Raw genomic sequence first — 24073 nt, forward strand, 5'->3', positions numbered from 1 at the left:
TCGCCATGGCCAATCCCTATCGCGTCGGCCTGATCGCCGATACCCATGGCCTGCTCCGGCCCGAGGCGCTGGAGGCCCTCGCCGGCAGCGACTTCATCCTGCACGCCGGTGACATCGGCAAACCCGAGATCCTCGATGCCCTGCGCGAGCTGGCACCGCTGGCGGTGGTCCGGGGCAACAATGACGACGTGCCCTGGGCCGACGACATCCCCGAGCGCGTCACCCTGACCCTGGACGGCATCGACATCCATATGCTGCACATCCTGCCCGAGCTCGACCTGGCCGCCGCCGGTGCCCAGGTAAGGGTGGTGGTCAGCGGGCACTCGCACAAGCCGCTGATCGAAGAGCGCGATGGCGTACTCTACATAAACCCCGGCAGCGCTGGCCCACGGCGCTTTCGGCTGCCGATCAGCGTTGGCCGCCTGACCCTGGACGCCGGCCAGATCCAGGCCGAGATCCTGGAACTCACCCCCTGAAGGAATCCCGATGAGCATCGATTACCACTTCTACGAACCCAGCCAGGGCCACGGCCTGCCCCACGATCCCTTCAACGCCATCATCGCGCCGCGTCCCATCGGCTGGATCTCCTCCCAGAGCGAAACCGGCGTCCTGAACCTCGCGCCCTACAGCTTCTTCAATGCCTTCAACTACAAGCCGCCGCTGATCGGCTTTTCCAGCCAGGGCTACAAGGACAGCGTGGCCAACATCGAGCGTACCGGCGAATTCGTCTGGAACCTGGCCACCCGCGAACTGGCCGAGGAAATGAACACCAGCAGCGCCATGGTCGGACCCGAGGTGGACGAATTCGCCCTGGCTGGCCTGGAGCCTGCCGCTTCGACGGTGGTCAAGGTGCCGCGTGTCGCCCGTGCCCAGGTGGCCTTCGAGTGCCGGCTGAGCCAGATCGTCCGCCTCAAGACCGCCGCCGGGGACGAACTGGATCAGTGGCTGGTGCTGGGCGAGGTGGTGGCCGCCCACATCGACAAGCGCCTGCTCAAGGACGGCATCTACCAGACCGCGGCCGCTCGCCCCATCGTCCGCGGCGGTGGCCCGGCCGACTATTTCGAGATCACCGAGGCCGCACTGTTCCGCATGCGCCGCCCGGACTGAGCGCTAGGCTCTGAAATGCAAAACGGCGCCCTCGGGCGCCGTTGTCGTTGTCGCGACCCCTAGCCCGCTGCACTGACGCGGAAATTCAGGCGCGGGAAATGCACCTGGATCGCCCCCAGATGCTCGTCGTGACGGCGGATCACCAGAGCCTCGCTATCGGCATGCACCAGTTCACCCACCACCGGATCCACCCCATAGTCGGTTGCCGCCACACTCACCCGGTCACCCCAGGCGAAGCCTTCCACGGCGAGGGCCTGGTCGCGCGGCAAGGCCAGGGGCTCCGCCGCCCTGGCGATCTCCAGCGCCTCGGCGGCGCCGAGTTCCTCATGGGTACCATGACCGAACCCCAGCACCCGGGCGAACCAGGCGGCGATCTCGGGGCGCTCGTCGACCAGGGACGCCAGTTGCGGCGTGCTCTTGAGAAACCAGAAGTTGTGCGCCAGGGCGATGTCGGCCACCGAGGGCGCGCCGAACAGGAATTCGCCGGTGCTGCGCTGGAGCTGGGTCTCCAGGCGGGTCAGCAGGGTCGGCAACTGTTGCCGGGCCTGCTCGGGACTCAGCCGGCTCAGGCTGCCACCGCTGAACAGCGCCTTGCGGTCGTCCAGGAACGCCTGGGCCTGCTCCGGCGGCAGGCTGGCCAGGCGCGGGCCCATGATCTCCGGCTGGAACATCAGCGCCACGGCATGCTGGAACAGCACCGAGTCCGCCCAGGCGGCAAAGGCGGCCACCACCGCTTCCTGGCCTTCCGGAAACAGCGCCGGCACGGCCTTTTCCGCCTCCAGGCGACGGGCGATCAGGGCCGTGTCGCAATAGACATCTGCCCCCACCTGCAATACCGGCGTCTTGCGATAGCCACCCGTGAGCGCCACCAGCTCTGGCTTGGGCAGCATCCGCGGAATGATCACCGAACGCCAGGCCAGCCCCTTGAAGCCCAGCAGCAGGCGCGCCTTCTCGGCGAAGGGCGATTGCCAGTAGTGATGCAGAATCAGCTCGGACATGACAGCTCTCCTGAAGGGGCCGCGGACGCCAGGCCGGCGCGGGCCAGCACCAGGGATTCCTTGGCTTTTTTGGGCAGCTTCTTGATCTGGATTTCGCGACGCAGGGCGGTCGACTTGTCGCCACAGGCTTCCACATAGACCAGCGCCTGGGCCGGACTGGAGGCGAAGAAGCGGGCACCGCGGCCACTGCGGTGCTGGGCGAAACGGCGCTCGGGATCATCGCTGATGCCGCAATAGAGCGCCTGATTCTCGGCACGCACCAGGTAGACATACCAGGTGCGCGCGGGTGGCAGGGGGATGTCGCTCACCGTCAGGCGAACCACTCCCGGGCGGTACGCCAGACGCACACGCCGACGAAGTAGATGCCGCTGGCGAACCAGAGGACCATCAGCCACAGCGGCTTGTCGGGATGCACGAATACCATCATGGCGCTGCTGAGCAGCCAGATGGAGGTCACGGTGATGTTCACCGCCATCAGCTGGCGCACGCGGAAGGGATGCAGGAACTTGACCCGGGTCAGGGTCAGGGCGGCCAGCACCAGCACCACCGCCATGCTGAACCAGGGCGCCAGGTCCAGTACGTAGAAATACAGCGCCACCACGTTCCAGGCCGCGGGAAAGCCAACGAAATAGTTGTCGGCGCTCTTCATGTTCACATTGCAGAAACAGAACAGCGACGACAATAGGATGATGCCCACCGCCACCAGTTCGAAATGCGGCGGCAAGGGCACGAAGCGATAGATGAAGATGGCCGGAATGAACACATAGGTCAGGTAGTCGACCACCAGGTCCAGCGCCGAGCCGTCGAAATGGGGCAGTACCCGCTTGACTTCGAACTTGCGCGCCAGGGTGCCGTCGAGACCGTCGACGAGCAGGGCGATGCCCAGCCACATCAGGCAACCCTTGGGTTGACCGTCGACCAGAGCGAGCAGCGCCAGAAGCGCGAGGATCACACCACTGGAGGTCACCGCGTGGGCGCCCCAGGCCTTGGCTTTTGTCAGCATGAGCGGATGGGAAATGGAGTTCACGGGCGTCTCTCTATGATGACGGCTTCGACTGCCCAGCGCACCGCCCGTTCTGGCGATACGCTACGAAATCGACAATGAAGCCGGTGAACGGCAAGGCGGACCTTGACCGCCGACCCCGGAAACCGGGCGCCAAACGTCGAGGATACCGCGCCTTGCGGCCCTTTGCCCGCCTTCCCGCCGAACGCCCGTGACTGGGTTCGCAGGACGACCGGGGCGGACAGGTCTCCGCCCCGGCCGCGCTTAGTGCAGGATCTGCCCGAGGAACAGGCGGGTACGCTCGTTCTGTGGGTTGTCGAAGAACTGGTCCGGGGCGGCCTGTTCGACGATTTCGCCCTTGTCCATGAAGATCACCCGGTTGGCCACGGTGCGGGCGAAGCCCATCTCATGGGTCACGCAGAGCATGGTCATGCCGTCCTGGGCCAGACCGATCATGGTGTCCAGCACCTCCTTCACCATCTCCGGATCGAGCGCCGAGGTCGGCTCATCGAACAGCATGATGCGCGGCTGCATGCACAGCGCCCGGGCGATGGCCACGCGCTGCTGCTGGCCGCCGGACAGCTGGCCCGGAAATTTGTTGGCCTGCTCGGGAATGCGCACCCGCTGCAGGTAGTGCATGGCGATTTCTTCGGCCTGCTTCTTCGGCATCTTGCGCACCCACATGGGGGCCAGGGTGCAGTTCTGCAGCACGGTCAGGTGCGGGAAGAGGTTGAAGTGCTGGAACACCATGCCCACTTCGCTGCGAATGGTCTCGATCTGCTTGAGATCGTTGGTCAGCTCGGTGCCATCGACGATGATCTGGCCCTTCTGGTGTTCTTCCAGCCGGTTGATGCAACGGATGGTGGTGGACTTGCCCGAGCCGGACGGCCCGCACAGCACGATGCGCTCGCCCTGGGTCACGGTCAGGTTGATGTCCTTGAGCACGTGGAACTGGCCGTACCACTTGTTCACGTCCTTGAGCTGGATCATGACCTTGCTGCTGTCGACCTGCTGCTTGTTGCTTACGTTCATCTGATGACTCCTAACGCTTGTGGCCGGTGTTCAGCTTGCGCTCCAGGCGAGCGGAATAGCTGGACATGGCGAAACAGAAAACCCAGTAGATCAGCGCGGCGAACACATAGCCCTCTGTGGACATGCCCAGCCAGGCCGGATCCGAGGTGGCGCGCTTGATGCTGTTGAGCAGGTCGAACAGGCCGATGATGATCACCAGGCTCGAATCCTTGAACAGCGCGATGAAGGTGTTGACGATGCCCGGGATCACCAGCTTGAGCGCCTGCGGCAGGATCACCAGGCCCATGGTTCGCCAGTAGCCCAGGCCCATGGCGGCAGCGGCCTCGTACTGGCCCTTGGGAATGGCCTGCATGCCACCGCGGACCACTTCGGCGATGTAGGCCGCCTCGAAGATGATCACCATGACGATGGCGCGCAGCAGCTTGTCGAGGTTCATGCCCTCGGGCAGGAACAGCGGCAGCATCACCGACGACAGGAAGAGCACCGTGATCAGCGGGATGCCCCGCCAGAACTCGATCATGGTCACCGAGATGACCTTGATCGCCGGCAGCTTCGAGCGGCGGCCGAGGGCCAGCAGGATGCCCAGCGGCAGCGCGCCGACGATGCCCACCGCCGCGATGACGATGGTCAGCATCAGGCCGCCCCACTCGCTGGTGGGGACCACTCGCAGGCCCAGACCACCGTACAGCAGCCAGAAGGCCACCAGCGGGTAGATCACCAGCAGGGACAGGCCGTAGCGAGCCTTGTGCTTGAAGCTGTCGAGGAACAGCGGAATAGCGCCGACCACGGCCAGCACCACGGTCAGGTCGAACCGCCAGCGCTGGTCTTCCGGGTAGAAGCCGTACATGAACTGGCCGATGCGTTCCTTGATGAACACCCAGCAGGCACCGCCCGGCGCGCAATCGGACCGGGTCGTGCCACTCCAGGTGGCATTGAGGAAGGCCCAGTTCACCACCGGCGGCACGATCAGCCAGACCAGGTAGAGGCCGAGCAGGGTCAGCAGGGTATTGCCGACGCTGGAAAACAGGTTGCCACGAATCCAGGCCAGGGCACCGACGCTGGAGGGTGGCGGCGGCAGGTCCGGTTTGAAGGTATGGGTCTGGTTACTCATACGCGCTCCTTAACGCTCGATCAGCGCGATGCGCTTGTTGTACCAGTTCATCAGGATGCTGATGCTGATGCTGATGGCCAGGTACACGCTCATGGTGATGGCCATGGTCTCGATGGCCTGGCCGGTCTGGTTCAGCGTGGTGCCGGCGAACAGCGCCACCATCTCCGGATAGCCCACCGCGGCGCCCAGGGAGGAGTTCTTCATCAGGTTCAGGTACTGGTTGGTCAGCGGGGGAATGATCACCCGCAGCGCCTGGGGAATGATCACCAGCCGCAGGGTCAACCCGGGACGCAGGCCCAGGGAGCTGGCTGCCTCGGTTTGACCATGGCTGACCGCCTGGATACCGCCCCGTACCGTCTCGCCGATGAAGGCCGCGGTATAGACCGATAGGGCCAGCGCCAGGGAGACCAGTTCCGGAATGATCACCCAGCCACCGCGCAGGTTGAAGCCTTGCAGCTCCGGCAGCTCCCAGTGGAACGGCTTGCCGAACACCAGGGTCGCCAGCAGCGGAATGCCGATCAGCAGCGCCAGGATCGTCCACAGCACCGGGAAACGTTCACCGGTGGCGTGCCGACGCTTGCGGGCCCAACGGAACACCACGACGCTCGCCACGACGGCGATCAGAAAGGCGATCAGGCCCGGAATGAAGCCCGCATCGGCGCTCGGGGCCGGCATGTACAGGCCGCGGTTGTTGACGAAGAAGGCGTCACCCAGGCTCAGACTCTGGCGCGGGCCAGGCAGCGGCGCGAGGACGGCGAAGTAGACGAAGAAGATCAGCAGCAACGGCGGAATGTTGCGGAAGATCTCGATATAGACCGTGGCGACCTTGCGCAGCAGCCAGTTGTTGGACAACCGCGCCACGCCCACGGTGAAGCCGATGATTGTCGCCAGCACGATGCCGATCACCGAGACCAGCAGGGTGTTGAGCAGACCGACCAGGAATACCCGGCCGTAGGTGTCACCCTCGGTATAGGGAACGAGGTGCTGGGGAATGCCGAAGCCGGCGGAGTTGTTGAGGAAGCCGAAGCCCGAGGTGATCCCCCGGTGAGACAGGTTGGTCTGGGTGTTGTTGAACAGGAACCAGCCGAAGGCCACGACGGCGACTACGGCGACGACCTGGAACAGCCACGAACGCACCTGAGGGTCGGTCAGTAGCGACCCACGGACTGGTGGCGAGGTTTTGCTAACGTTTTGCATCTACTGGAAGCCTCATTAAATCCTCGCCCCGCAGCGCGAACAGCGCTGCAGGGCGAGAATCTGCACATCCGGAAGGTGTCGGCGACTAGGGCGCCGAGATCAACGGACCGGCGGGGAGTACTGCAGGCCGCCTGCGTTCCACAGGGCGTTGAGACCACGCTTGATCTTCAGATCGGAACCCATGCCGACGTTACGTTCGAAGACTTCGCCGTAGTTGCCGACCTGCTTGACGATGTTCAGCGCCCAGTCCTTCGGCAGCTTCAGGTCCTTGCCGAATTCGCCATCGGTACCCAACAGGCGACGCACGTCAGGATTCTTGGAATCCTTGGCCTGGGCTTCCACGTTGGCGGAGGTCAGGCCCATTTCCTCGGCGCTGACCATGGCGAACTGAGCCCACTTGACGATGGTGAACCAGTCTTCGTCGCCACGACGGACGGCGGGAGCCAGGGGCTCCTTGGAGATGACCTCGGGCAATACGACGTAGTCGTCGGGCTTGGCCAGCTTGATGCGCTGGGCGTACAGCTGCGACTGGTCGGAGGTCAGCACGTCGCAACGACCGGCTTCCATGGATTTGGCGCTTTCGTCGGAGGTGCTGTAGGTGATGGGGGTGAACTTCATGCCGCTCGAGCGGAAGTAGTCAGCCAGGTTCAGCTCGGTGGTGGTACCGGCCTGGATGCACACGGTGGCACCGTCCAGTTCCTTGGCGCTCTTCACACCCAGCTTCTTGTTCACCAGGAAGCCCTGGCCATCGTAGTAGGTCACGGCGGTAAACATCAGGCCCATGCCGCCATCGCGGGAGCTGGTCCAGGTAGTGTTGCGCGACAGGACGTCGATCTCGCCGGACTGCAGCGCGGTGAAGCGCTCCTTGGCGGTGAGGGGGGTGAAACGCACCTTGGAGGCATCGCCGAACACGGCGGCGGCGACGGCGCGGCAGACGTCCACGTCGATACCCTTGTATTCACCCTTGGAGTCGGTGAAGGAGAAACCCGGCAGGCCATCGCTGACGCCGCATTGCACGAAACCCTTGTTCTTCACTGCATCCAGAGTAGCGCCCGCATGAGCCATGCCGGACAGGCCCAGAGCAGCGGCGGTGGTCAGAATTGCCAGGGTAGACTTCACCATCTTCATCGATAAGCTCCACTTTGTTTATGAATTACGTTTCCAGTCGCACGGCAGCACGATGTCTCTCGCCTGATTGCCGTGTAACTCGCCCACCCGATCCCTGGGCGTCCTCTATCAAGGGATGGAGGAGACGCGCTGGAAGGCGTGACGAAGCAGTGAGTCAGTGTTACCTGTTAGTGCACTACCTGGCCGCAGCCTAGATGAGGCAATTTGCGGACCAGTGAATGCGACAGCTGCTCACTTCGCTCAAACCCGGCAATCGCGTGACTTCGAGCAAAAAGCCGAACAACAGAATTACGAAAATGCGACACGCATTTTGTGCACCATCTGTTACCACACCCATTTTTAGTGGCACCAAACTGGAGCAAAGCCTTGGAAAATTCGCCTCTTGTGCTGGAATCGCCCAGCGGAACCGCCGATAGCTGCGTCATTTGGTTGCATGGCCTGGGTGCAACCCAGCATGACTTCGAACCCGTTGCCGAATTGTTGCAGCGCAGCCTGACGTCGACCCGATTCGTCCTGCCCCAGGCGCCCACCCAGGCGGTCACCATCAATGGCGGCTGGGCCATGCCGTCCTGGTACGACATCCTGGCCATGAATCCGGCCCGGGCCATCGACCGCGCCCAGCTGGACGCCTCGGCCGCCACGGTACGGGCACTGATCGAGACCCAGCAGGCCCAGGGCATTGCGGCCGAACGCATCGTGCTGGCCGGCTTTTCCCAGGGCGGCGCCGTGGTCCTGCACACCGCCTACAACACCGCCTGCCCGACACTGGGCGGCGTCATGGCGCTGTCGACCTATGCGCCCAGCTTCGAGGACGCCCAGGTCAATCGGGGCGGGGCCACCCCGGTGCTGTGCCTGCACGGCGAGCAGGACGACGTGGTACCCCTGGCCCTGGGGCGGGCCGCCTACGAGGCGCTGGTGGCCGCGGGCGTGGAAGCGCTCTGGCACAGCTACCCCATGCGCCACGAGGTCATCCCCGCGGAGATCCAGGACATCCAGGGCTGGCTGCTGGCACGTCTCGGCGGAAAATAAGGGGCGAATTGCCGGACCGCTTCGTTTTTGGAAACCGGTCGACAATTTGCAGAATCTGGACGCGAAGGGAGGCCTGGAAAGGGCAAAGCGAACGAACTTTGAGGTACCCATCCGGTCCAGTGTGGGTGCCTGAAGGTCGTGATGTGCATGGAGCAGCTATGGCCCGAGTTTTCCTTTCAGTCCCCGGGGTGATCCTTTGATGGCTGCCCCCTTGTCGGTCTGGTTGGCCGAAGTCCCGGTCGATTCCCTGAAGGACCTGCGCCTGTTCAAGGGCGTGGAGACCCATCTGCTGGAAGCCCTGATCGCCCGCTCGGCCACGCGCAGCCTGGTCGCTGGCGAGTGCCTGCTCTCGCCCGCCATGCTGAACCAGTACATGTATCTGATCCTGGAAGGTCGCCTGCGGGTCCACCTGGGCTCGCCGGACAATCCGCCCATCTATCTGCTGGGTCCGGGCGAATGCTCGGGCGAGATCAGCTTCATGGACAGCGAGCGACCCAGCGCCCACGTCATCGCCGAGGCCGACACCCAGGTGCTCTGCCTGCACCGCGATCTGGTGCTGGAACTGATCGAGCGCTCCTCCAAGGCCATGCACAACCTGCTCGGCATCCTCTGCGAGCGGATGCGCCGTGGCAACCAGCTCATCGTCGATACCGAACGCAATGCCAATGTCGACACCCTGACCGGCCTCTTCAATCGTCGGCGGCTCGAACAGCTGTTCGAGCGCGAGAGCACCCGTTGCGCCTTCAATCGGCAGCCCTTGAGCCTGCTGATGCTGGATGTGGATCACTTCAAGCGCTACAACGACACCCATGGGCACCTGGCGGGCGACTACGCCCTGTGCCTGGTGGCCAACACCCTGCGCGACCAGCTGAGACCCAAGGACAGCATGGCGCGCTATGGCGGCGAGGAGTTCGTCATCCTGCTGCCGGAGATCGACCGCGACGAAGCCATCGCCATCGCCGAGCGCCTGCGCCAGAGTCTGGCGGAGATCAAGGACTTCTATTCGCCCTGCGGCAAGCTGCCGGGGGTGACCGTGTCCATCGGCCTGGCCCAGATGCGCAAGGCCGACTCCCTGGACGAACTGGTAGGGCGTGCGGACAAGTCGCTCTACCAGGCCAAGGATGCCGGGCGCAATCGGATCAGCGGCTGAGCGGATTGCGCTTGCGTTCGGCAGGTAGTTGTTGCCGGGCACGTAGGTTGCTTTACACTGCGGTCTCATTCCGCTTTCGATGATCGAGACCCTCCGTGCTCAAGGCACTCAAAAAATTTCTGGGCAAGGATCAGGAGGTCGCTCAGCCGACTCCCTCCCCTGCGCCCCAAGCTACCCCCAGCGTCGCTCCTGCCGCCCCCTCCTCTTCTGCACCCATCGCGCCCGAGCCCCAGGCCGAGCGGGCGCCGCGCAAACCGCGCAACTCAGGCGAATCGCGCAGCCAGGAGCCGCGCGCCCAGGCTGAAAAACAGGAACCCCGCGCGCAGGCGGAAAGAGCCGCCAAGCCGCGTCGCGAACGCAGTCCGCGCAAGCCCAAGCCGGTCGACACCTGGAAACTGGAAGACTTCGTGGTCGAGCCGCAGGAAGGCAAGACCCGCTTCCACGACTTCAAGCTGGATCCGCGGCTGATGCACGGCATCCATGACCTCGGCTTTCCCTACTGCACGCCGATTCAGGCGCAGGTGCTGGGCTTCACCCTCAAGGGCAAGGACGCCATCGGTCGCGCCCAGACCGGTACCGGCAAGACCGCCGCCTTCCTGATCTCGACGATCACCCAGTTGCTGACCACCCCGCCGCCCAAGGAAAGGTACATGGGCGAACCGCGTGCACTGATCATCGCGCCGACCCGTGAACTGGTGGTGCAGATCGCCAACGATGCCCTGGACCTGGCCAAGTACACCGGTCTCAACGTCATGAGCTTTGTCGGCGGCATGGACTTCGACAAGCAGCTCAAGCAGCTCGAAGCGCGCTATTGCGACATCCTGGTTGCCACCCCGGGCCGCCTGCTGGACTTCAATCAGCGCGGCGAGGTGCACCTGGACATGGTGGAGGTGATGGTGCTGGACGAGGCCGATCGCATGCTGGACATGGGCTTCATTCCCCAGGTTCGCCAGATCATCCGCCAGACCCCGCCCAAGAGCGAACGCCAGACCCTGCTGTTCTCCGCCACCTTCACCGACGACGTGATGAACCTGGCGCGGCAGTGGACCACCGATCCGGCCATCGTCGAGATCGAGCCGGAAAACGTGGCCAGCGATACCGTCGAGCAGCACGTCTACGCGGTCTCTTCCAGCGACAAATACAAGCTGCTCTACAACCTGGTGGCCCAGAACAACTGGGAGCGGGTGATGGTGTTCGCCAACCGGCGTGACGAGGTGCGCCGTATCGAGGAACGCCTGACCAAGGACGGCATCAGCGCCGCCCAGATGTCCGGCGACGTGCCCCAGCACAAGCGCATCAAGACCCTGGAAGGCTTCCGCGCCGGCAAGATCCGCGTGCTGGTGGCCACCGACGTGGCCGGTCGCGGCATTCACGTCGACGGCATCAGCCACGTGATCAACTTCACCCTGCCGGAAGATCCGGACGATTACGTGCACCGCATCGGTCGTACCGGTCGGGCTGGCGCCAGCGGCACCTCGATCAGCTTCGCCGGCGAGGACGACGCCTTCGCCCTGCCGCCCATCGAGACCCTGCTGGGTCGCAAGATCTCCTGCGAAATGCCCCCGGCCGAATTGCTCAAGTCGGTGCCGCGGCAGCGCTGAGGCAGACGCGTTGGAACGCCACTCTAAGTGGCCTACCAACGCGACCGCTTGCTGAACCTCTCTTACCGTGGCCATGGCGGTCCGCCGATGCGGCCGCTCCTACACCTGTATCGCGCCTCTGTAGGAGCGGCCCATGGCCGCGATAAGTGTTAGCGCTGCGCACGCGCGGTGATTGCCAGCCGCTGGAAGCCACCTGTCGTAGGGTGGATGACGGCGTAGCCTCATCCACCGCCAGCCTTGAAGCAGCAGGTGGAAAACGCTTACGCGGCTTTCCACCCTACCCCATCACTCTTTCGTCCAACGCCCCGCGGCATCCTGGTCGCTGGCGCGACCCTCCACCCAGCGCGGGCCTTCGGCCGTATCTTCCTTCTTCCAGAAGGGTGCGCGGGTCTTGAGATAGTCCATCACGAAATTGCAGGCGTCGAAGGCGGCCTGGCGATGGGCGCTGGCGGTGCCGACGAAGACGATGGGCTCGCCCGGTTCCAGGCGACCGACGCGATGCAGGATATCGACCCCGAGCAGCGGCCAGCGCTGCTTCGCCTCTTCGACGATGCGCGCCAGGGCCTTTTCGGTCATGCCGGGAAAGTGTTCGAGGAACAGCCCGCCGACGTCGCGCCCGTCGTTGAAATCCCGCACGTACCCCACGAAACCCACCACGGCACCGATACCGGTGTTGGCGGCATGCAGGGCATTGAGTTCCTGGCCGGGATCGAAGGCCGCGGCCTGCACACGAATGGCCATGGCTAACCTCCGGTCACGGTGGGAAAGAAGGCGACCTCGTCGCCGTCACGCAGCGGCTCGGCCAGGCCACAGAGTTCTTCGTTGCGCGCGCACATCAGTCCCCGCTCACCCAGGGTCTCGGCCCAGCTGCCGCCGCGCTGGACCAGGTGCTCGCGGAGGTCACCAACGGTGGCCAGCTCAGGCGCCCAGGCCAGGCTATCCTCGGCGCAGCCCAGCATTTCGCGATAGCGGGCGAAGAATTGCACGCGGATCATGCCGGTTGCTCCTCGGCGCGAAAGTGACCGCTCTTGCCGCCGCTCTTTTCCAGCAGTCGTACCGCCTCGATGGTCATGCCCCGATCGACCGCCTTGCACATGTCGTAAAGGGTCAGGGCCGCGACGCTGGCGGCGGTCAGGGCTTCCATTTCCACCCCGGTCTGGCCGGACAGCTTGCAGGTGGCGGTGATCCGCACCCCATCGGGCGCTTCGGCGGCCAGTTGGACCTTGACGCCGGTCAGCATCAGCGGATGGCAGAGCGGGATGAGGTCGGCGGTCTTCTTGGCCGCCTGGATGCCGGCGATACGGGCCACGGCGAAGACATCGCCCTTGGGATGGCCACCGCTCTGGATCAGATCGAGGGTTTCCGGACGCATGCGCACCCGGGCTTCGGCGGTGGCTTCACGGAAGGTCACCTGCTTGTCGGTGACATCGACCATGTTGGCACGGCCTTGGGAATCGAGATGGGTCAGCACGGCATGACTCCTGGAAAAGACCTGCCATTGTAGACCCGCGGTTGGGGATTTGATCCCCGCCCTTGGCCGGACGGGGATCGGGGGAGTTACAGATGGGCCTCGGCGTATTCGGCGAGGACGGAACGGGGCACGCCCTGCAGGGTGATGTGCACCCCGTGGTTGAAGCCCTTGAAGCGCTCGGAAAGATAGGTGAGGCCCGAGCTGGTGGCCGAGAGGTAGGGCGTGTCGATCTGCGCCAGGTTACCCAGGCAGATCACCTTGGAGCCGCTGCCGGCACGGGTGATGATGGTCTTCATCTGGTGCGGGGTGAGGTTCTGGCATTCGTCGATGAGGATCAGACTCTGCTGGAAACTGCGGCCGCGGATGTAGTTCAGCGACTTGAACTGCAGCGGTACCTTGCTGAGGATGTAGTCCACGCTGCCGTGGGGGTTGTGGTCATCCATGTGCAGGGCTTCGAGGTTGTCGGTGATGGCGCCCAGCCAGGGCTCCATCTTCTCGGCCTCGGTCCCGGGCAGGAAGCCGATGTCCTCGTCCAGGCCCTGGACGCTGCGGGTGGCGATGATCCGCCGGTATCTCTTGGTGACCATGGTCTGTTCGATGGCCGCGGCCAGCGCCAGGATGGTCTTGCCGGAACCCGCCGCACCGGTCAGGTTGACCAGGTGGATATCCGGCTCCAGCAGGGCGAACAGCGCCAGCGCCTGATAGATGTCACGTGGCTTGAGGCCCCAGGCTTCCTGGTGCATCAGCGGTTCCTGGTGCATGTCGAGCAGGATGACCTCGCCATCGCGCACCGCCTTGACCCAGCCGACGAAGCCCTGCTCGTCGAGCACGAAGTCGTTGACGTTGAAGGGCGGCATCTCGGCCGCCAGCTGCACCCGGTGCCAGACCCGGCCCAGCTCCTGCCGGCTTTCCACCTTGCTCACGTTGTCCCAGAAGGACCCCGGCAGATTGTGATAACCCTGGGACAGCAGGGAGACGTCGTCGAGCAACTGGTCGGTCTGGTAGTCTTCGGCGGCGATGCCGCAGCCCCGCGCCTTGAGGCGCATGTTGATGTCCTTGGTCACCAGCACGACCCGCTCCTGGGGATGCTGGGTACGCAATTCGACGAGCTGGTTGATGATGCGGTTGTCGTTGATGTCGTCGGGCAGACAGGCCATGGGCCCGGCGCGACGCCCCATGAGGATGGACAGCCGCCCCTTGGCCTCGCCCTTGCCGCGGGGGATGGGTACGCCCCGCTCGACGTCCTCGGGCGAGGATTCGGCGAGGACACTGTCGATCAGGCGGATCGCCTGCCGGCATTCGGCGGCAACGTTGTGCTTGCCGGTCTTGAGCTTGTCGAGTTCCTCCAGGACCGTCATGGGAATGGCGACGTGGTGCTCCTCGAAATTGAGCAGCGCGTTGGGGTCGTGGATCAGTACGTTGGTGTCGAGCACATAGAGGGTGGGCTGGGTGGGGCGGGAACGTCCGTGATCATCCATACTCGGTCACCTCGTAGAAACGCTTGACTCGCAAGCCTGTCGACGGAGCGCCAGACGACGCTCCGCTGCGAAAGGTGCCGTCGCTCCAGCAACGGGTTCACGGACCGGCCAACATGAGGGCACGGGACCCGAGAGATGCGACGGACACTTCGGTAATAACGCAAAAGGTCTGAGGCACAAAGGCTTTTTTTGGCGGTAAGCGGTTTTTTTCGCGGACCGGTATTTCCTGCTGCCTGGCCTGGCAACCTCGCCCCGGGAGCGTGGTCAATACCTATCGATCCCATCGGCAAGGTCCACTGGAGCCCAGCGGCGGAGGCTTCTAGAATGGCGCCTCGCCAAGAGGAGCCAAGCCGATGCTGATGGTGATTTCACCCGCCAAGACGCTGGACTACAGCACGCCGCCGAGCACGTCCCGCCATACCCTGCCGCAATACCTGGAGCACTCCCTTGAGCTGATCGACGGACTCCGGCAGCTCGCGCTGGCGGAGGTCGCCGCGCTCATGGGGGTGTCCGACAAGATCGCTACCCTGAATGTCGCCCGCTTCGGCAGCTGGACCCCGGACTTCACACCGGAGAATGCCAAGCAGGCGCTACTGGCCTTCAAGGGCGACGTCTACACCGGCCTGGCCGCCGAAGACTTCCAGGAAGAGGATTTCGACTTCGCCCAGCGCCACCTGCGCATGCTTTCCGGACTCTATGGCCTGTTGCGGCCGCTGGACCTGATGCAACCCTATCGCCTGGAGATGGGCACCAAGTTCGCCAACGCACGCGGCAAGGACCTCTACGCCTTCTGGGGCGAGCGTATCAGCGACTGGCTCAAGGCGGATCTTGCGGCTCAGGGTGACGATGTCCTGCTGAATCTGGCCTCGAACGAGTATTTCAGTGCGGTACGCCGCGCGCGCCTGCAGGCCCGGGTCGTGGACGTGGAGTTTCGTGATCTCAAGAATGGCGACTACAAGATCATCAGCTTCTATGCCAAGAAGGCCCGCGGCCTCATGGCGCGGCACGTGATCAAGCAGCGCGTCACTGCGGTGGACGACCTGCGCGACTTCGACGACCAGGGTTATCGCTATTCGAGCGAGCGATCCGGCCCAGACAAGCTGGTATTCTTGCGAGATAAACCTCTTGAATAGCCAGATAATCGACGGATGGCAACGAAGGATGTCTGCTTTGCCTTCAAACTGGTTAAGCAGTCACAATGAGCAGGATGAGTCCGTGAAAGACTGTCATCTCCCTCCAATAAAAAAGGTTTCAGCCCCGTAGCGGAGACGTTTCAGGCGCGAAAAGTTGCCGGACATCTCAAAACCGCTGCCTTTCCGGAAAAAGGAAAATTCGCTGAGAACCACTTTCGTTTGATTCTGTCTTTGTCTGGTCCTTGCCCTGGGTCATGCTGGCCAAAGGCAATCAGTCCGCACGTTCAATTTGTACCGGTCGACCTGTCGGCCGGTTGATCTTTCGAAGCATGGACGCTTCGTCCCGACCTCAGGGACAGCGGCCACAAATCAGCAGACGCTGAAGGAGTAACGCCCATGATTCCCGTCATCCTGTCCGGTGGTAGCGGCTCGCGACTCTGGCCCCTCTCGCGCAAGCTCTACCCCAAGCAGTTCCTGGCACTGACCAGCGAACAGACCATGTTCCAGGAGACCATCAATCGCCTGGGCTGCGAGGGCAGCATCGATTGCCCCATCATCGTCTGCAACGCTGAACACCGTTACCTGGTGGAAGAGCAGCTCAAGGCCGTCGAGTGCAAGCCGCAGGCGCTGATCATGGAGCCCTTCGGTCGCAACACCGCGCCGGCCGTGGCCATCGCCGCCATGCAACTGGTCGCTGACGGCAAGGACGACCTGATGCTGGTGCTGCCCGCCGATCACGTGATCGAGGACGAAGCCGAATTCAAGGCCGCCCTGCAACAGGCCGCCGCCGCCGCCGAGCGTGGCGAGATGGTGCTGTTCGGTATCCCGGCCACCGCGCCCGAGACCGGCTACGGCTACATCAAGACCGGTTCCAACGACGGCCTGCCCCAGGGCGTGTCCCGCGTCGAGCGCTTCGTCGAGAAGCCCGATGCCGTCACCGCCACCGAATACGTGGCTTCCGGCGACTACTGCTGGAACAGCGGCATCTTCCTGTTCCGCGCCAGCCGTTTCCTGGAAGAGCTGAAGAAGCACGACACCGACATCTATGACACCTGCCTGCTGGCGCTGGAGCGCAGCAGCATCGACGGCATCAACATCAGCATCGATGCCGCCACCTTCGCCGTCTGCCCGGACAACTCCATCGACTACGCGGTGATGGAAAAGACCACCCGCGCCTGCGTGGTGCCCATGAGCGCCGGCTGGAACGACGTCGGTTCCTGGTCCGCGCTGTGGGACGTGCATGCCAAGGACAACAACGGCAACGTCATCAAGGGCGACGTCGTCCTGCATGACAGCCGCAACTGCCTGGTGCACGGCAACGGCAAGCTGGTGACCCTGGTCGGTCTGGACGACGTGGTCGTGGTGGAAACCAAGGACGCCGTCATGATCGCCCACAAGGACAAGGTCCAGGACGTCAAGAAGCTGGTCAACACCCTCGAGAAGCAGAACCGCAACGAGGTCAAGGCCCACCAGGAAGTCTTCCGTCCCTGGGGTTCCTACGACTCCATCGACATGGGCCAGCGTTTCCAGGTCAAGCGCATCACCGTCAAGCCGGGCGCCCAGCTGTCGCTGCAGATGCACCACCACCGTGCCGAGCACTGGATCGTGGTCTCGGGTACCGCCGAGGTCACCTGTGACGACAAGGTCTTCCTGCTGACCGAAAACCAGTCCACCTACCTCCCGATGACCTCCGTGCACCGCCTGGCCAACCCCGGCAAGGTACCGCTGGAGCTGATCGAAGTGCAGTCCGGTGGCTACCTGGGCGAGGACGACATCGTCCGCTTCGAAGACATCTACGGCCGCGTCGACACCCAGGCCCTGGAAGTCGCCAAGGCAGGCAAGGCGTCTACCCGCTAAGCCTCGCTGTACGGCAATGAACAGACACCGGCTCCGGCCGGTGTCTGCGTTTTCGGCAACCGCTCGGCAAAACCGGTTAGGCTTGTCGTTTCCCCTTTCGCCATCGGATTCGCCGCATGACCGCTCCCACCCTGCTCCGCCTCGATCAACTGGACGAGGCCCTGGCCGCCTACGACGGCTTCATCCTCGACCTCTGGGGCGTGCTGATCGACGGCTACGAAACCTTTCCCGGCGCTCGCGCCTGGCTGGAGCGCCGCGCCGCCGAAGGCAAGCCGGTGTGGTTCCTCAGCAATGCCTCGCGCGATGCGGACGGCATGGTCGAAGAACTGGGCAAGCTGGGCGTGCCGCGCGAGCTCTTCGCCGGCATCACCACCTCGGGTCAGCTGGCCATCGATGCCTTTCAGCAGGACCCGACCTTCAGCGAAGGCGGCATCTACCTCTCCGGCCCTGGCACCGGCCAGGTCGGCTGGCCTGCGGAAATCCGCGCGCGCTTCGTCGAGGACATCGAGCAGGCAGCCATCATCCTGGGCGTCGGCAGCTTTCCGGAAGACGAACTGGAGGCGCGCTTCGCGCCCCTGGCCATGGCGCTGGACAAGCCCTTTCTCTGCGCCAATCCGGATCGCAACGTGGTGTCCGGGGGTCTACCCTTCTATGCAGCCGGCAAGCTGGCCGATCGCTTCGCCGCCCTGGGAGGCGCGGTCACCTGGTATGGCAAGCCCGATCCCTATGCCTTCCATTGCGCGGCAGGCGCCCTGGCCGAGCGTGGCGCCAAGCGCCTGCTGTTCGTCGGCGACTCGCTGGTGACCGATGTACCCGGCGCGGTGGCGGCGGGCATCGACTGCCTCTGGCTGGCGGCCACCGGCATCCACCGCGAGGCCCTCGGTCTGGACTTCAACCAGGAGCCGACCCGCGAGGGACTCGAGCCGCTGCTCAGGCAACACCCGGAGCGGCCGCGCTTCGCCGCGGCTGGTCTGGCCTAATCCTTTTCCGCACGCCGAGGTATCGATGAGCAAGAAGCACGTAGTGGTCTTCAACCGCCTGCCCGAAACGCTGGTGGAACGTTTGCGCGAACATTTCTCCGTCGAGGTGATTTCCGCCAGTGCCAACATCGACCTGTTCGCCGCTTCCGCAGCCAAGGCCCAGGGCCTGATCGGCGCCAGTCGCAAGCTGGGCGAGAAGGAGCTGGAAATGGCCACGACCCTGGAAGCCATCGCCAGCGTCTCGGTCGGCTACGACAGCTATGACGTGGACTACCTGACCGAGCGCGGCATCCTGCTCACCAATACCCCGGACGTGCTCACCGATACCACCGCCGACCTCGGCTTCACCCTGCTGGTGAGCGCCGCCCGGCGGGTGCCGGAGCTGGACGCCTTCGTCAAGGCCGGACACTGGCGCAAGGGTATCGGCGAAGAACACTTCGGCACCGACATCCATGGCCGTACGCTGGGCATCGTCGGCGCCGGTCGCATCGGCGCGGCCATCGCCAAGCGTGGCCACTTCGGCTTCGACATGCCGATCCTCTATACCGCCAACAGCGCCAAGCCCGAGCTGGAAGAGCAGATGGGGGCCCAGCGCCGCGAGCTGGACGAGTTGCTCAAGGAAGCCGACTTCGTCTGCCTGGTGGTGCCCCTGTCGACCGCCACCGAAGGCCTCATCGGCGCCCGCGAACTGGGGCTGATGAAGTCCAGCGCCATCCTGATCAACCTGGCGCGCGGCCCGGTCATCGACGAGCCGGCGCTGATCGAGGCGCTGCGTCAGGGCCAGATCCGCGGCGCCGGCCTGGACGTCTATACCCGCGAGCCGCTGGAAGCCTCGCCGCTGTTCGAACTGCCCAACGTGGTCACCTTGCCGCACATTGGCTCGGCCACCCATGAGACCCGCTACGCCATGGCCGAACGCGCGGTGAACAACCTGATCGCAGCCCTCACCGGTGAGCGTCCGACCGACCTGGTCAATCCGGCGGCGCTGGATCGCCGCTAGGCGCTGATCGCCCACCGTCGACCCAGGTGGCGTGCCGTCCGGGCGCTTAAAGGCTATACTGCCGCGCCGCTCTCGGGTCGGCCGCCCTGGCCGGGTGGGCCTCTCTCAGTGTGTCAGGCCACCCCTCCGATCGGGCTCCTTCGCGGCCCGGTCCGTGCGACCCGAATTGCGCGCCCGTCTCGCCACCGCCCGTGGCCGAGACGCAAGAAACCGCCAAGAGGAGCGCGTACATGACCGTGATCAAGCAGGATGACCTGATCCAGAGCGTTGCCGACGCCCTGCAGTTCATCTCCTATTACCACCCCGTCGATTTCATCCAGGCCATGCACGAGGCCTATCTGCGCGAAGAATCCGCCGCCGCGCGCGATTCCATCGCCCAGATCCTGATCAACTCGCGGATGTGCGCCACCGGCCACCGGCCGATCTGCCAGGACACCGGCATCGTCACCGTCTTCGCCAAGGTCGGCATGGACGTGCGCTGGGACGGCGCCACCCTGAGCCTGGACGAGATGATCAACGAAGGCGTGCGCCGCGCCTACAACCTGCCGGAAAACGTCCTGCGCGCCTCGATCCTGGCCGACCCGGCCGGTGCCCGCAAGAACACCAAGGACAACACCCCGGCGGTGATCCACTACCAGATCGTTCCCGGCAACACCGTGGAAATCGACGTCGCGGCCAAGGGCGGCGGCTCCGAGAACAAGTCGAAGATGGCCATGCTCAACCCGTCCGACTCCATCGTCGACTGGGTGCTCAAGACCGTGCCGACCATGGGCGCCGGCTGGTGCCCGCCGGGCATGCTGGGCATCGGCATCGGCGGGACCGCCGAGAAGGCCGCGGTGCTGGCCAAGGAATCGCTGATGGACGAGATCGACATCCATGAGCTGAAGGCCCGCGGTCCGCAGAATCGCCTGGAAGAGCTGCGCCTGGAGATCTTCGACAAGGTCAACCAGCTGGGCATCGGTGCCCAGGGCCTGGGCGGCCTGACCACGGTACTGGACGTCAAGATCAAGGACTACCCGACCCACGCCGCCTCCCTGCCGGTGTGCATGATCCCCAACTGCGCCGCCACCCGTCACGCCCACTTCGTGCTCGACGGCTCCGGCCCCGCCAGCCTGGAAGCCCCGCCGCTGGACGCCTATCCGGAAATCGTCTGGGAAGCCGGTCCGAGTGCCCGTCGGGTCAACCTGGACACCCTGACCCCGGAAGAGGTGCAGAGCTGGCAGCCGGGCGAGACCGTGCTGCTCAACGGCAAGATGCTGACCGGTCGCGATGCCGCCCACAAGCGCATGGTCGACATGCTCAACAAGGGCGAGCCGCTGCCGGTGGACCTCAAGGGCCGCTTCATCTACTACGTCGGCCCGGTCGATCCGGTGGGCGACGAGGTGGTCGGCCCGGCCGGTCCCACCACGGCGACCCGCATGGACAAGTTCACCCGCCAGATCCTCGACCAGACCGGTCTGCTGGGCATGATCGGCAAGTCCGAGCGCGGCCCCATCGCCATCGAGGCGATCAAGGACCACAAGGCCGTCTACCTGATGGCCGTCGGCGGCGCCGCCTACCTGGTGGCCCAGGCCATCAAGGGCGCCAAGGTCCTGGCCTTCCCGGAACTGGGGATGGAAGCCATCTATGAGTTCGAGGTGAAGGACATGCCGGTGACCGTGGCCGTGGACACCCGTGGCGAGTCGGTGCACATCACCGGTCCGCAGGTGTGGCAGAAGAAGATCGCCGACAGCCTGGCCGTCGAGATCTAAGCGCCCGTCGCGACAGAAAAGCCCAGCCCCATGCTGGGCTTTTCTTTGGGCGCACGTCCGTCAGCCGGCGGGAGCACTGCCGACCGGCCGAGGTCGCATGCAGACCATCCCCGACCCCGGAGCCCCCATGCCCACTCTTCCCAGCGATTCCGTTTGCAGCCTGGCCCCCGTCTTCGCCGTCCAGCCCGATCAGCTCGAAGCCTTCAAGCGCCTGGGCGAGGCCATGCTGGAGCGCACCCGCAACGAACCCGGCTGCCTCTACTACGGCTTCTGTTATGACGGCACCACGGCGCGTTGCCGCGAAGGCTATCGCGATGCCCAGGCGCTGCTGGCGCACCTGGACAACGTCGGCGATCTGCTGGAGCAGGCCCAGGCCATCGCCACCCTGGAGCGCTTCGAGGTATTCGGTGCGGCCGATCAGCTGGAGCAGCTGCGCGAGCCGCTGGCGGCCCTGAACGCCCGTTTCTTCGTCATGGCCGCAGGCTTCCGCCGCTAGCCTGGGGCGGCTGCTGCGGCGGCGCCAGGCGCGGCAGCAGTACCGCGAGGATGCGCTTGCGGGTCGGCACCACCAGCCGCTCCTGGAACAGCACGCAGAGCACCACCACCGCCAGCAGGAACAGCCAGTACCACTCGATGGAGTTGGTATAGGCCCCGGCGGCGGCGATGCAGACCTCGCGATCGCCACTGAGGCAGGCCTTGAGATTGCCGCCGATCAGCTGTTCCAGGGTCATGTAGATCCCCGACAGGGGCACATGCAGGGCGAACATCGACAGCGACGCACCGCCGAGTCGTGGCGACCAGTGGCGGATGCGTTCGCTGGCCGGCTCCTGCGCCAGCGCGGCCAGATAGACCAGAATCAGCTGCGACGGCAGGAACAGGCCGTTGTGGAACAGAAAGTACCAGAACTTGGGTCCATGGGTGAACAGCGCCGTGCCCAGGGCGAAACTCAGGATCAGGTAGCTCGCCAGCAGCAGCCGCTGCCGCTCCGAGGGTATCCAGCCCCGCGCGTGCTGGCGACGGAAGATGGCGTACAGCAGGATGCCGGCGAGAAACTCCGGCAGCCGGAACAGCGGCACGCGCTGCAGCAGGCCGGTAAAGGGCATGCCGTAGTTCTGGTGCAGGATCACCAGCAGCGGCGGAATCAGATAGAGCACCCAGACCAGCAGCAACAGCTGCCAGGGGCGCTCGCTGGTCATCAGCCGCGGGGCCAGCTTGGGAAAGGTCAGATAGAAGAAGAACAGCGCCGAGATCGACCAGAGCGGCGCGTTGAAGGTCAGGTAGTAGGGATTCCAGGCCTGCAGCATGAACAGCTGCAGCACGGCGTTGAAGGCCAGCTCCGCGTTGCTCATGAAGTGCTGGAACAATTCGGGATGGGTCCGCGCCAGGGGCTCGTTGGTGTCGAACACCACGAAGCGGATGCTCGCCGTGGCGGCGCCCGGTGGAATCCCCAGACTGCCGATCCAGGTCACCACCGCCATCGCCAGCAACAGGGCGAAGATGTGGATCGGATAGAGGTTGGCGAAACGCTTGACCCAGAAACTGCGCGCCGGCTCGCGCAGGCTGCCGCGGCCGCAATAGACGTGGGCGAGCAGAAAGCCGGATAGCACGAAGAAGGTGCTGGTGGCGAAGAAGCCCATGCTGGTGATCTCGTCCAGCAGGGGGATGGTCTTGCGCTCGGGATAGAAATGGATGGTGTGGTAGACGACCACATAGAAACCCATCAGGAACCTGAGCCACTCCAGACCGATGAAGCGATGTTTATCTAAAGTCTGCACTAAGGCGTTACTCGTCTGGCCTCGTCCGCGGGACGATGGGTCCGGCCTACAGCGCCGGATCGGTTATGTTACCCGCACCTGACACCCGGGGCTGCTAACCGCGCCCCAGTACACCGATCACCAGGCGATCCAGCGAACCCCAGAGCCACTCGCGTGCTCGCCGCCACCAGGGCCGACTGCGCCAGAATTCCAGGGTGATCTCGCGACTCTGGGCGAAATCCTTGACGAAGCTGGCCGCCACCGCCTGACTCAGGCCGCGATCCACCGCCTCGACATTGGCCTCCAGGTTGAACCTCAGATTCCAGTGATCGAAATTGCAGGAGCCGACGCTGACCCAGTTGTCCACCAGGACCATCTTGGCGTGGATGAATCGCGGCTGGTATTCGTAGATGCGCACACCGGCGCGCAACAGGCTGCGGTAGTAGCGCTGCCCGGCGAACCGCACCGGGGGATTGTCGGTGTGGCGACCGGTGAGCAGCAGGCGCACGTCGACACCGCGCCGGGCCGCGCGTCGGAGCGCCCAGCGCACGCGCCAGGTCGGCAGGAAATAGGGGGTGGCGAACCAGATGCGCTCGTGGCCACCCACCAGGGCGCGAATCAGCGCCTGCAGGATGTCGCGGTGCTGACGGGCATCGGCATAGGCGACCCGGCCCTGCCCTTCCTGGGCGGCGGGTGGCGGCGGTGGCCGCTCGCGACCCCGCCGCGGGCGTGGCTTCCAGGCGCGGCGGCGACCCACCGCTTCCCATTGCCGTTCGAACAGCGCCAGCCAGTCCTCCACAAGGGGTCCCTGGATGCGTACCATCACCTCGTGCCAGTTGCAGTCGCTCTTGGCCGGATCCCAGAAGTCATCGGTCGCGCCGCTGCCACCGACGAAGGCCTCCTCGCCGTCGATGATGAAGATCTTGCGATGGTCGCGGTGCAGGTTGTGCAAGCCGTGACCGAAGCGCACGGGGTTGAAGATGCGTAGCTCGGCGCCCGCCTCTTCCAGCTGGCGGCGCAAGCCGGCGTCCATGCGCAGGGTGCCGAAGCCATCGAACAGGCAACGCACCGCGACGCCGCGTCGGGCCGCTTCGGTCAGGGCCACGAGCAACTGCTCGGAGCAACTGCCGGCTTCCACCAGATAGAGTTCGACATCGATCCGGCGACTGGCGCCCGCGATGGATTCGAGCATGGCCGGGAAGAACCGACCGCCGTCCACCAGCAATTCGAACCTGTTGTTTTCCCGCCATGGAAAGACGGCGCCCCGCATGCTTCCTACTCCGTGCCTGTGGC

Annotated in this window: 24 protein-coding genes; 11 read left to right on the top strand and 13 right to left on the bottom strand. The window is 64.7% G+C overall.

Annotated elements, in window-relative coordinates; genetic code table 11:
- The first annotated feature begins 5 nt into the window (after positions 1-5).
- Entirely contained in the window at positions 6-476 is a 471-nt protein-coding gene (locus ACZ5R1_RS18965; protein WP_027598499.1) for a metallophosphoesterase family protein, read from the top strand.
- A 10-nt stretch (positions 477-486) separates the two neighbouring features.
- Positions 487-1107 (top strand): flavin reductase family protein, encoded by a 621-nt coding sequence (locus tag ACZ5R1_RS18970; protein ID WP_042136787.1) that lies wholly within the window; start codon positions 487-489, stop codon positions 1105-1107.
- A gap of 59 nt (positions 1108-1166) precedes the next feature.
- On the opposite strand, the gene ACZ5R1_RS18975 is transcribed toward ACZ5R1_RS18970, so the two are convergent.
- From ACZ5R1_RS18975 to ACZ5R1_RS19005, 7 genes are all read right to left on the bottom strand, one after another.
- A complete protein-coding gene (locus ACZ5R1_RS18975) occupies positions 1167-2105 on the bottom strand; it encodes a glutathione S-transferase family protein (protein WP_115946718.1) in 939 nt (312 codons plus the stop codon).
- Positions 2093-2413, bottom strand: coding sequence for a GIY-YIG nuclease family protein (locus tag ACZ5R1_RS18980; RefSeq protein WP_256594448.1), 321 nt, complete (start codon positions 2411-2413; stop codon positions 2093-2095). Before ACZ5R1_RS18980 ends, ACZ5R1_RS18975 begins: the two co-directional genes overlap by 13 nt.
- A 2-nt stretch (positions 2414-2415) precedes the next feature.
- Positions 2416-3108, bottom strand: a complete 693-nt coding sequence (gene pcsA / locus ACZ5R1_RS18985; RefSeq protein WP_085982652.1) for a phosphatidylcholine synthase — start codon at positions 3106-3108, stop codon at positions 2416-2418.
- 264 nt (positions 3109-3372) lie between these two features.
- Positions 3373-4140 carry an amino acid ABC transporter ATP-binding protein gene (locus ACZ5R1_RS18990; RefSeq protein ID WP_027598495.1) on the bottom strand — a complete coding sequence of 256 codons (768 nt, stop codon included), beginning with the start codon at positions 4138-4140 and terminating at the stop codon, positions 3373-3375.
- A 10-nt stretch (positions 4141-4150) separates the two neighbouring features.
- Positions 4151-5251 carry an amino acid ABC transporter permease gene (locus tag ACZ5R1_RS18995; protein WP_027602996.1) on the bottom strand — a complete coding sequence of 367 codons (1101 nt, stop codon included), beginning with the start codon at positions 5249-5251 and terminating at the stop codon, positions 4151-4153.
- A 9-nt stretch (positions 5252-5260) separates the two neighbouring features.
- On the bottom strand, positions 5261-6448 hold the full coding sequence (locus ACZ5R1_RS19000; RefSeq protein ID WP_027598493.1) for an amino acid ABC transporter permease: 1188 nt from the start codon (positions 6446-6448) through the stop codon (positions 5261-5263).
- A gap of 99 nt (positions 6449-6547) precedes the next feature.
- Complete coding sequence (locus ACZ5R1_RS19005; protein WP_027602995.1) at positions 6548-7576, bottom strand: amino acid ABC transporter substrate-binding protein; 1029 nt, start codon at positions 7574-7576, stop codon at positions 6548-6550.
- 384 nt (positions 7577-7960) lie between these two features.
- Between ACZ5R1_RS19005 and ACZ5R1_RS19010 the strand changes: the two genes are divergently transcribed.
- The 3 genes from ACZ5R1_RS19010 to rhlB all read left to right on the top strand — a co-directional run bounded on the left by ACZ5R1_RS19010 (position 7961) and on the right by rhlB (position 11356).
- A complete protein-coding gene (locus ACZ5R1_RS19010) occupies positions 7961-8605 on the top strand; it encodes an alpha/beta hydrolase (protein ID WP_027598491.1) in 645 nt (214 codons plus the stop codon).
- Between the two features lie 199 nt (positions 8606-8804).
- Positions 8805-9755 carry a GGDEF domain-containing protein gene (locus tag ACZ5R1_RS19015; protein ID WP_037007679.1) on the top strand — a complete coding sequence of 317 codons (951 nt, stop codon included), beginning with the start codon at positions 8805-8807 and terminating at the stop codon, positions 9753-9755.
- Positions 9756-9850: 95 nt separating this feature from the next.
- Positions 9851-11356 carry an ATP-dependent RNA helicase RhlB gene (gene rhlB / locus ACZ5R1_RS19020; protein ID WP_027598489.1) on the top strand — a complete coding sequence of 502 codons (1506 nt, stop codon included), beginning with the start codon at positions 9851-9853 and terminating at the stop codon, positions 11354-11356.
- Positions 11357-11641: 285 nt separating this feature from the next.
- On the opposite strand, the gene moaE is transcribed toward rhlB, so the two are convergent.
- The 4 genes from moaE to ACZ5R1_RS19040 form a co-directional block, all read right to left on the bottom strand.
- Positions 11642-12097 carry a molybdopterin synthase catalytic subunit MoaE gene (gene moaE, locus ACZ5R1_RS19025; protein ID WP_027602992.1) on the bottom strand — a complete coding sequence of 152 codons (456 nt, stop codon included), beginning with the start codon at positions 12095-12097 and terminating at the stop codon, positions 11642-11644.
- A 2-nt stretch (positions 12098-12099) separates the two neighbouring features.
- Positions 12100-12351, bottom strand: a complete 252-nt coding sequence (locus ACZ5R1_RS19030) for a MoaD/ThiS family protein (protein WP_115946716.1) — start codon at positions 12349-12351, stop codon at positions 12100-12102.
- Complete coding sequence (gene moaC / locus ACZ5R1_RS19035; protein WP_027598486.1) at positions 12348-12827, bottom strand: cyclic pyranopterin monophosphate synthase MoaC; 480 nt, start codon at positions 12825-12827, stop codon at positions 12348-12350. Before moaC ends, ACZ5R1_RS19030 begins: the two co-directional genes overlap by 4 nt.
- Positions 12828-12913: 86 nt before the next feature.
- Positions 12914-14305, bottom strand: coding sequence for a PhoH family protein (locus tag ACZ5R1_RS19040; RefSeq protein WP_007161876.1), 1392 nt, complete (start codon positions 14303-14305; stop codon positions 12914-12916).
- A gap of 353 nt (positions 14306-14658) precedes the next feature.
- Here ACZ5R1_RS19040 and yaaA point away from each other — a divergent pair, with 353 nt between their 5' ends.
- The 6 genes from yaaA to ACZ5R1_RS19070 all read left to right on the top strand — a co-directional run bounded on the left by yaaA (position 14659) and on the right by ACZ5R1_RS19070 (position 21522).
- On the top strand, positions 14659-15438 hold the full coding sequence (gene yaaA / locus ACZ5R1_RS19045; RefSeq protein ID WP_115946715.1) for a peroxide stress protein YaaA: 780 nt from the start codon (positions 14659-14661) through the stop codon (positions 15436-15438).
- A 396-nt stretch (positions 15439-15834) separates the two neighbouring features.
- Entirely contained in the window at positions 15835-17295 is a 1461-nt protein-coding gene (locus ACZ5R1_RS19050) for a mannose-1-phosphate guanylyltransferase/mannose-6-phosphate isomerase (RefSeq protein ID WP_027598484.1), read from the top strand.
- Between the two features lie 116 nt (positions 17296-17411).
- Entirely contained in the window at positions 17412-18275 is an 864-nt protein-coding gene (locus ACZ5R1_RS19055) for a TIGR01459 family HAD-type hydrolase (protein ID WP_037007677.1), read from the top strand.
- A 25-nt stretch (positions 18276-18300) separates the two neighbouring features.
- Positions 18301-19275 carry a 2-hydroxyacid dehydrogenase gene (locus tag ACZ5R1_RS19060; RefSeq protein ID WP_115946714.1) on the top strand — a complete coding sequence of 325 codons (975 nt, stop codon included), beginning with the start codon at positions 18301-18303 and terminating at the stop codon, positions 19273-19275.
- A gap of 230 nt (positions 19276-19505) precedes the next feature.
- Positions 19506-21026 carry a fumarate hydratase gene (locus ACZ5R1_RS19065; RefSeq protein WP_042136772.1) on the top strand — a complete coding sequence of 507 codons (1521 nt, stop codon included), beginning with the start codon at positions 19506-19508 and terminating at the stop codon, positions 21024-21026.
- A gap of 127 nt (positions 21027-21153) precedes the next feature.
- Entirely contained in the window at positions 21154-21522 is a 369-nt protein-coding gene (locus tag ACZ5R1_RS19070) for a putative quinol monooxygenase (RefSeq protein ID WP_027598480.1), read from the top strand.
- Here ACZ5R1_RS19070 and ACZ5R1_RS19075 read toward each other — a convergent pair.
- On the bottom strand, positions 21497-22747 hold the full coding sequence (locus tag ACZ5R1_RS19075; RefSeq protein ID WP_042136768.1) for an acyltransferase family protein: 1251 nt from the start codon (positions 22745-22747) through the stop codon (positions 21497-21499). The two genes, ACZ5R1_RS19070 and ACZ5R1_RS19075, sit on opposite strands and share 26 nt — an antisense overlap.
- Before the next feature lie 148 nt (positions 22748-22895).
- On the bottom strand, positions 22896-24050 hold the full coding sequence (locus tag ACZ5R1_RS19080) for a phospholipase D-like domain-containing protein (protein WP_115946712.1): 1155 nt from the start codon (positions 24048-24050) through the stop codon (positions 22896-22898).
- Positions 24051-24073: the final 23 nt, after the last annotated feature.

It is taken from the genome of Pseudomonas sp. Pso3 (assembly GCF_055393275.1).

What these genes read in the sequence shown, in the direction of transcription:
- ACZ5R1_RS18965 (WP_027598499.1), top strand. Translation starts at nt 6, where the DNA reads ATGGCCAATCCCTATCGCGTCGGCCTGATCGCCGATACCCATGGCCTG.
- ACZ5R1_RS18970 (WP_042136787.1), top strand. Translation starts at nt 487, where the DNA reads ATGAGCATCGATTACCACTTCTACGAACCCAGCCAGGGCCACGGCCTG.
- ACZ5R1_RS18975 (WP_115946718.1), bottom strand. Translation starts at nt 2,105, where the DNA reads ATGTCCGAGCTGATTCTGCATCACTACTGGCAATCGCCCTTCGCCGAG.
- pcsA (WP_085982652.1), bottom strand. Translation starts at nt 3,108, where the DNA reads ATGCTGACAAAAGCCAAGGCCTGGGGCGCCCACGCGGTGACCTCCAGT.
- ACZ5R1_RS18990 (WP_027598495.1), bottom strand. Translation starts at nt 4,140, where the DNA reads ATGAACGTAAGCAACAAGCAGCAGGTCGACAGCAGCAAGGTCATGATC.
- ACZ5R1_RS18995 (WP_027602996.1), bottom strand. Translation starts at nt 5,251, where the DNA reads ATGAGTAACCAGACCCATACCTTCAAACCGGACCTGCCGCCGCCACCC.
- ACZ5R1_RS19000 (WP_027598493.1), bottom strand. Translation starts at nt 6,448, where the DNA reads ATGCAAAACGTTAGCAAAACCTCGCCACCAGTCCGTGGGTCGCTACTG.
- ACZ5R1_RS19005 (WP_027602995.1), bottom strand. Translation starts at nt 7,576, where the DNA reads ATGAAGATGGTGAAGTCTACCCTGGCAATTCTGACCACCGCCGCTGCT.
- ACZ5R1_RS19015 (WP_037007679.1), top strand. Translation starts at nt 8,805, where the DNA reads ATGGCTGCCCCCTTGTCGGTCTGGTTGGCCGAAGTCCCGGTCGATTCC.
- moaE (WP_027602992.1), bottom strand. Translation starts at nt 12,097, where the DNA reads ATGGCCATTCGTGTGCAGGCCGCGGCCTTCGATCCCGGCCAGGAACTC.
- ACZ5R1_RS19030 (WP_115946716.1), bottom strand. Translation starts at nt 12,351, where the DNA reads ATGATCCGCGTGCAATTCTTCGCCCGCTATCGCGAAATGCTGGGCTGC.
- ACZ5R1_RS19040 (WP_007161876.1), bottom strand. Translation starts at nt 14,305, where the DNA reads ATGGATGATCACGGACGTTCCCGCCCCACCCAGCCCACCCTCTATGTG.
- yaaA (WP_115946715.1), top strand. Translation starts at nt 14,659, where the DNA reads ATGCTGATGGTGATTTCACCCGCCAAGACGCTGGACTACAGCACGCCG.
- ACZ5R1_RS19050 (WP_027598484.1), top strand. Translation starts at nt 15,835, where the DNA reads ATGATTCCCGTCATCCTGTCCGGTGGTAGCGGCTCGCGACTCTGGCCC.
- ACZ5R1_RS19055 (WP_037007677.1), top strand. Translation starts at nt 17,412, where the DNA reads ATGACCGCTCCCACCCTGCTCCGCCTCGATCAACTGGACGAGGCCCTG.
- ACZ5R1_RS19060 (WP_115946714.1), top strand. Translation starts at nt 18,301, where the DNA reads ATGAGCAAGAAGCACGTAGTGGTCTTCAACCGCCTGCCCGAAACGCTG.
- ACZ5R1_RS19065 (WP_042136772.1), top strand. Translation starts at nt 19,506, where the DNA reads ATGACCGTGATCAAGCAGGATGACCTGATCCAGAGCGTTGCCGACGCC.
- ACZ5R1_RS19070 (WP_027598480.1), top strand. Translation starts at nt 21,154, where the DNA reads ATGCCCACTCTTCCCAGCGATTCCGTTTGCAGCCTGGCCCCCGTCTTC.
- ACZ5R1_RS19075 (WP_042136768.1), bottom strand. Translation starts at nt 22,747, where the DNA reads ATGGGTTTCTATGTGGTCGTCTACCACACCATCCATTTCTATCCCGAG.
- ACZ5R1_RS19080 (WP_115946712.1), bottom strand. Translation starts at nt 24,050, where the DNA reads ATGCGGGGCGCCGTCTTTCCATGGCGGGAAAACAACAGGTTCGAATTG.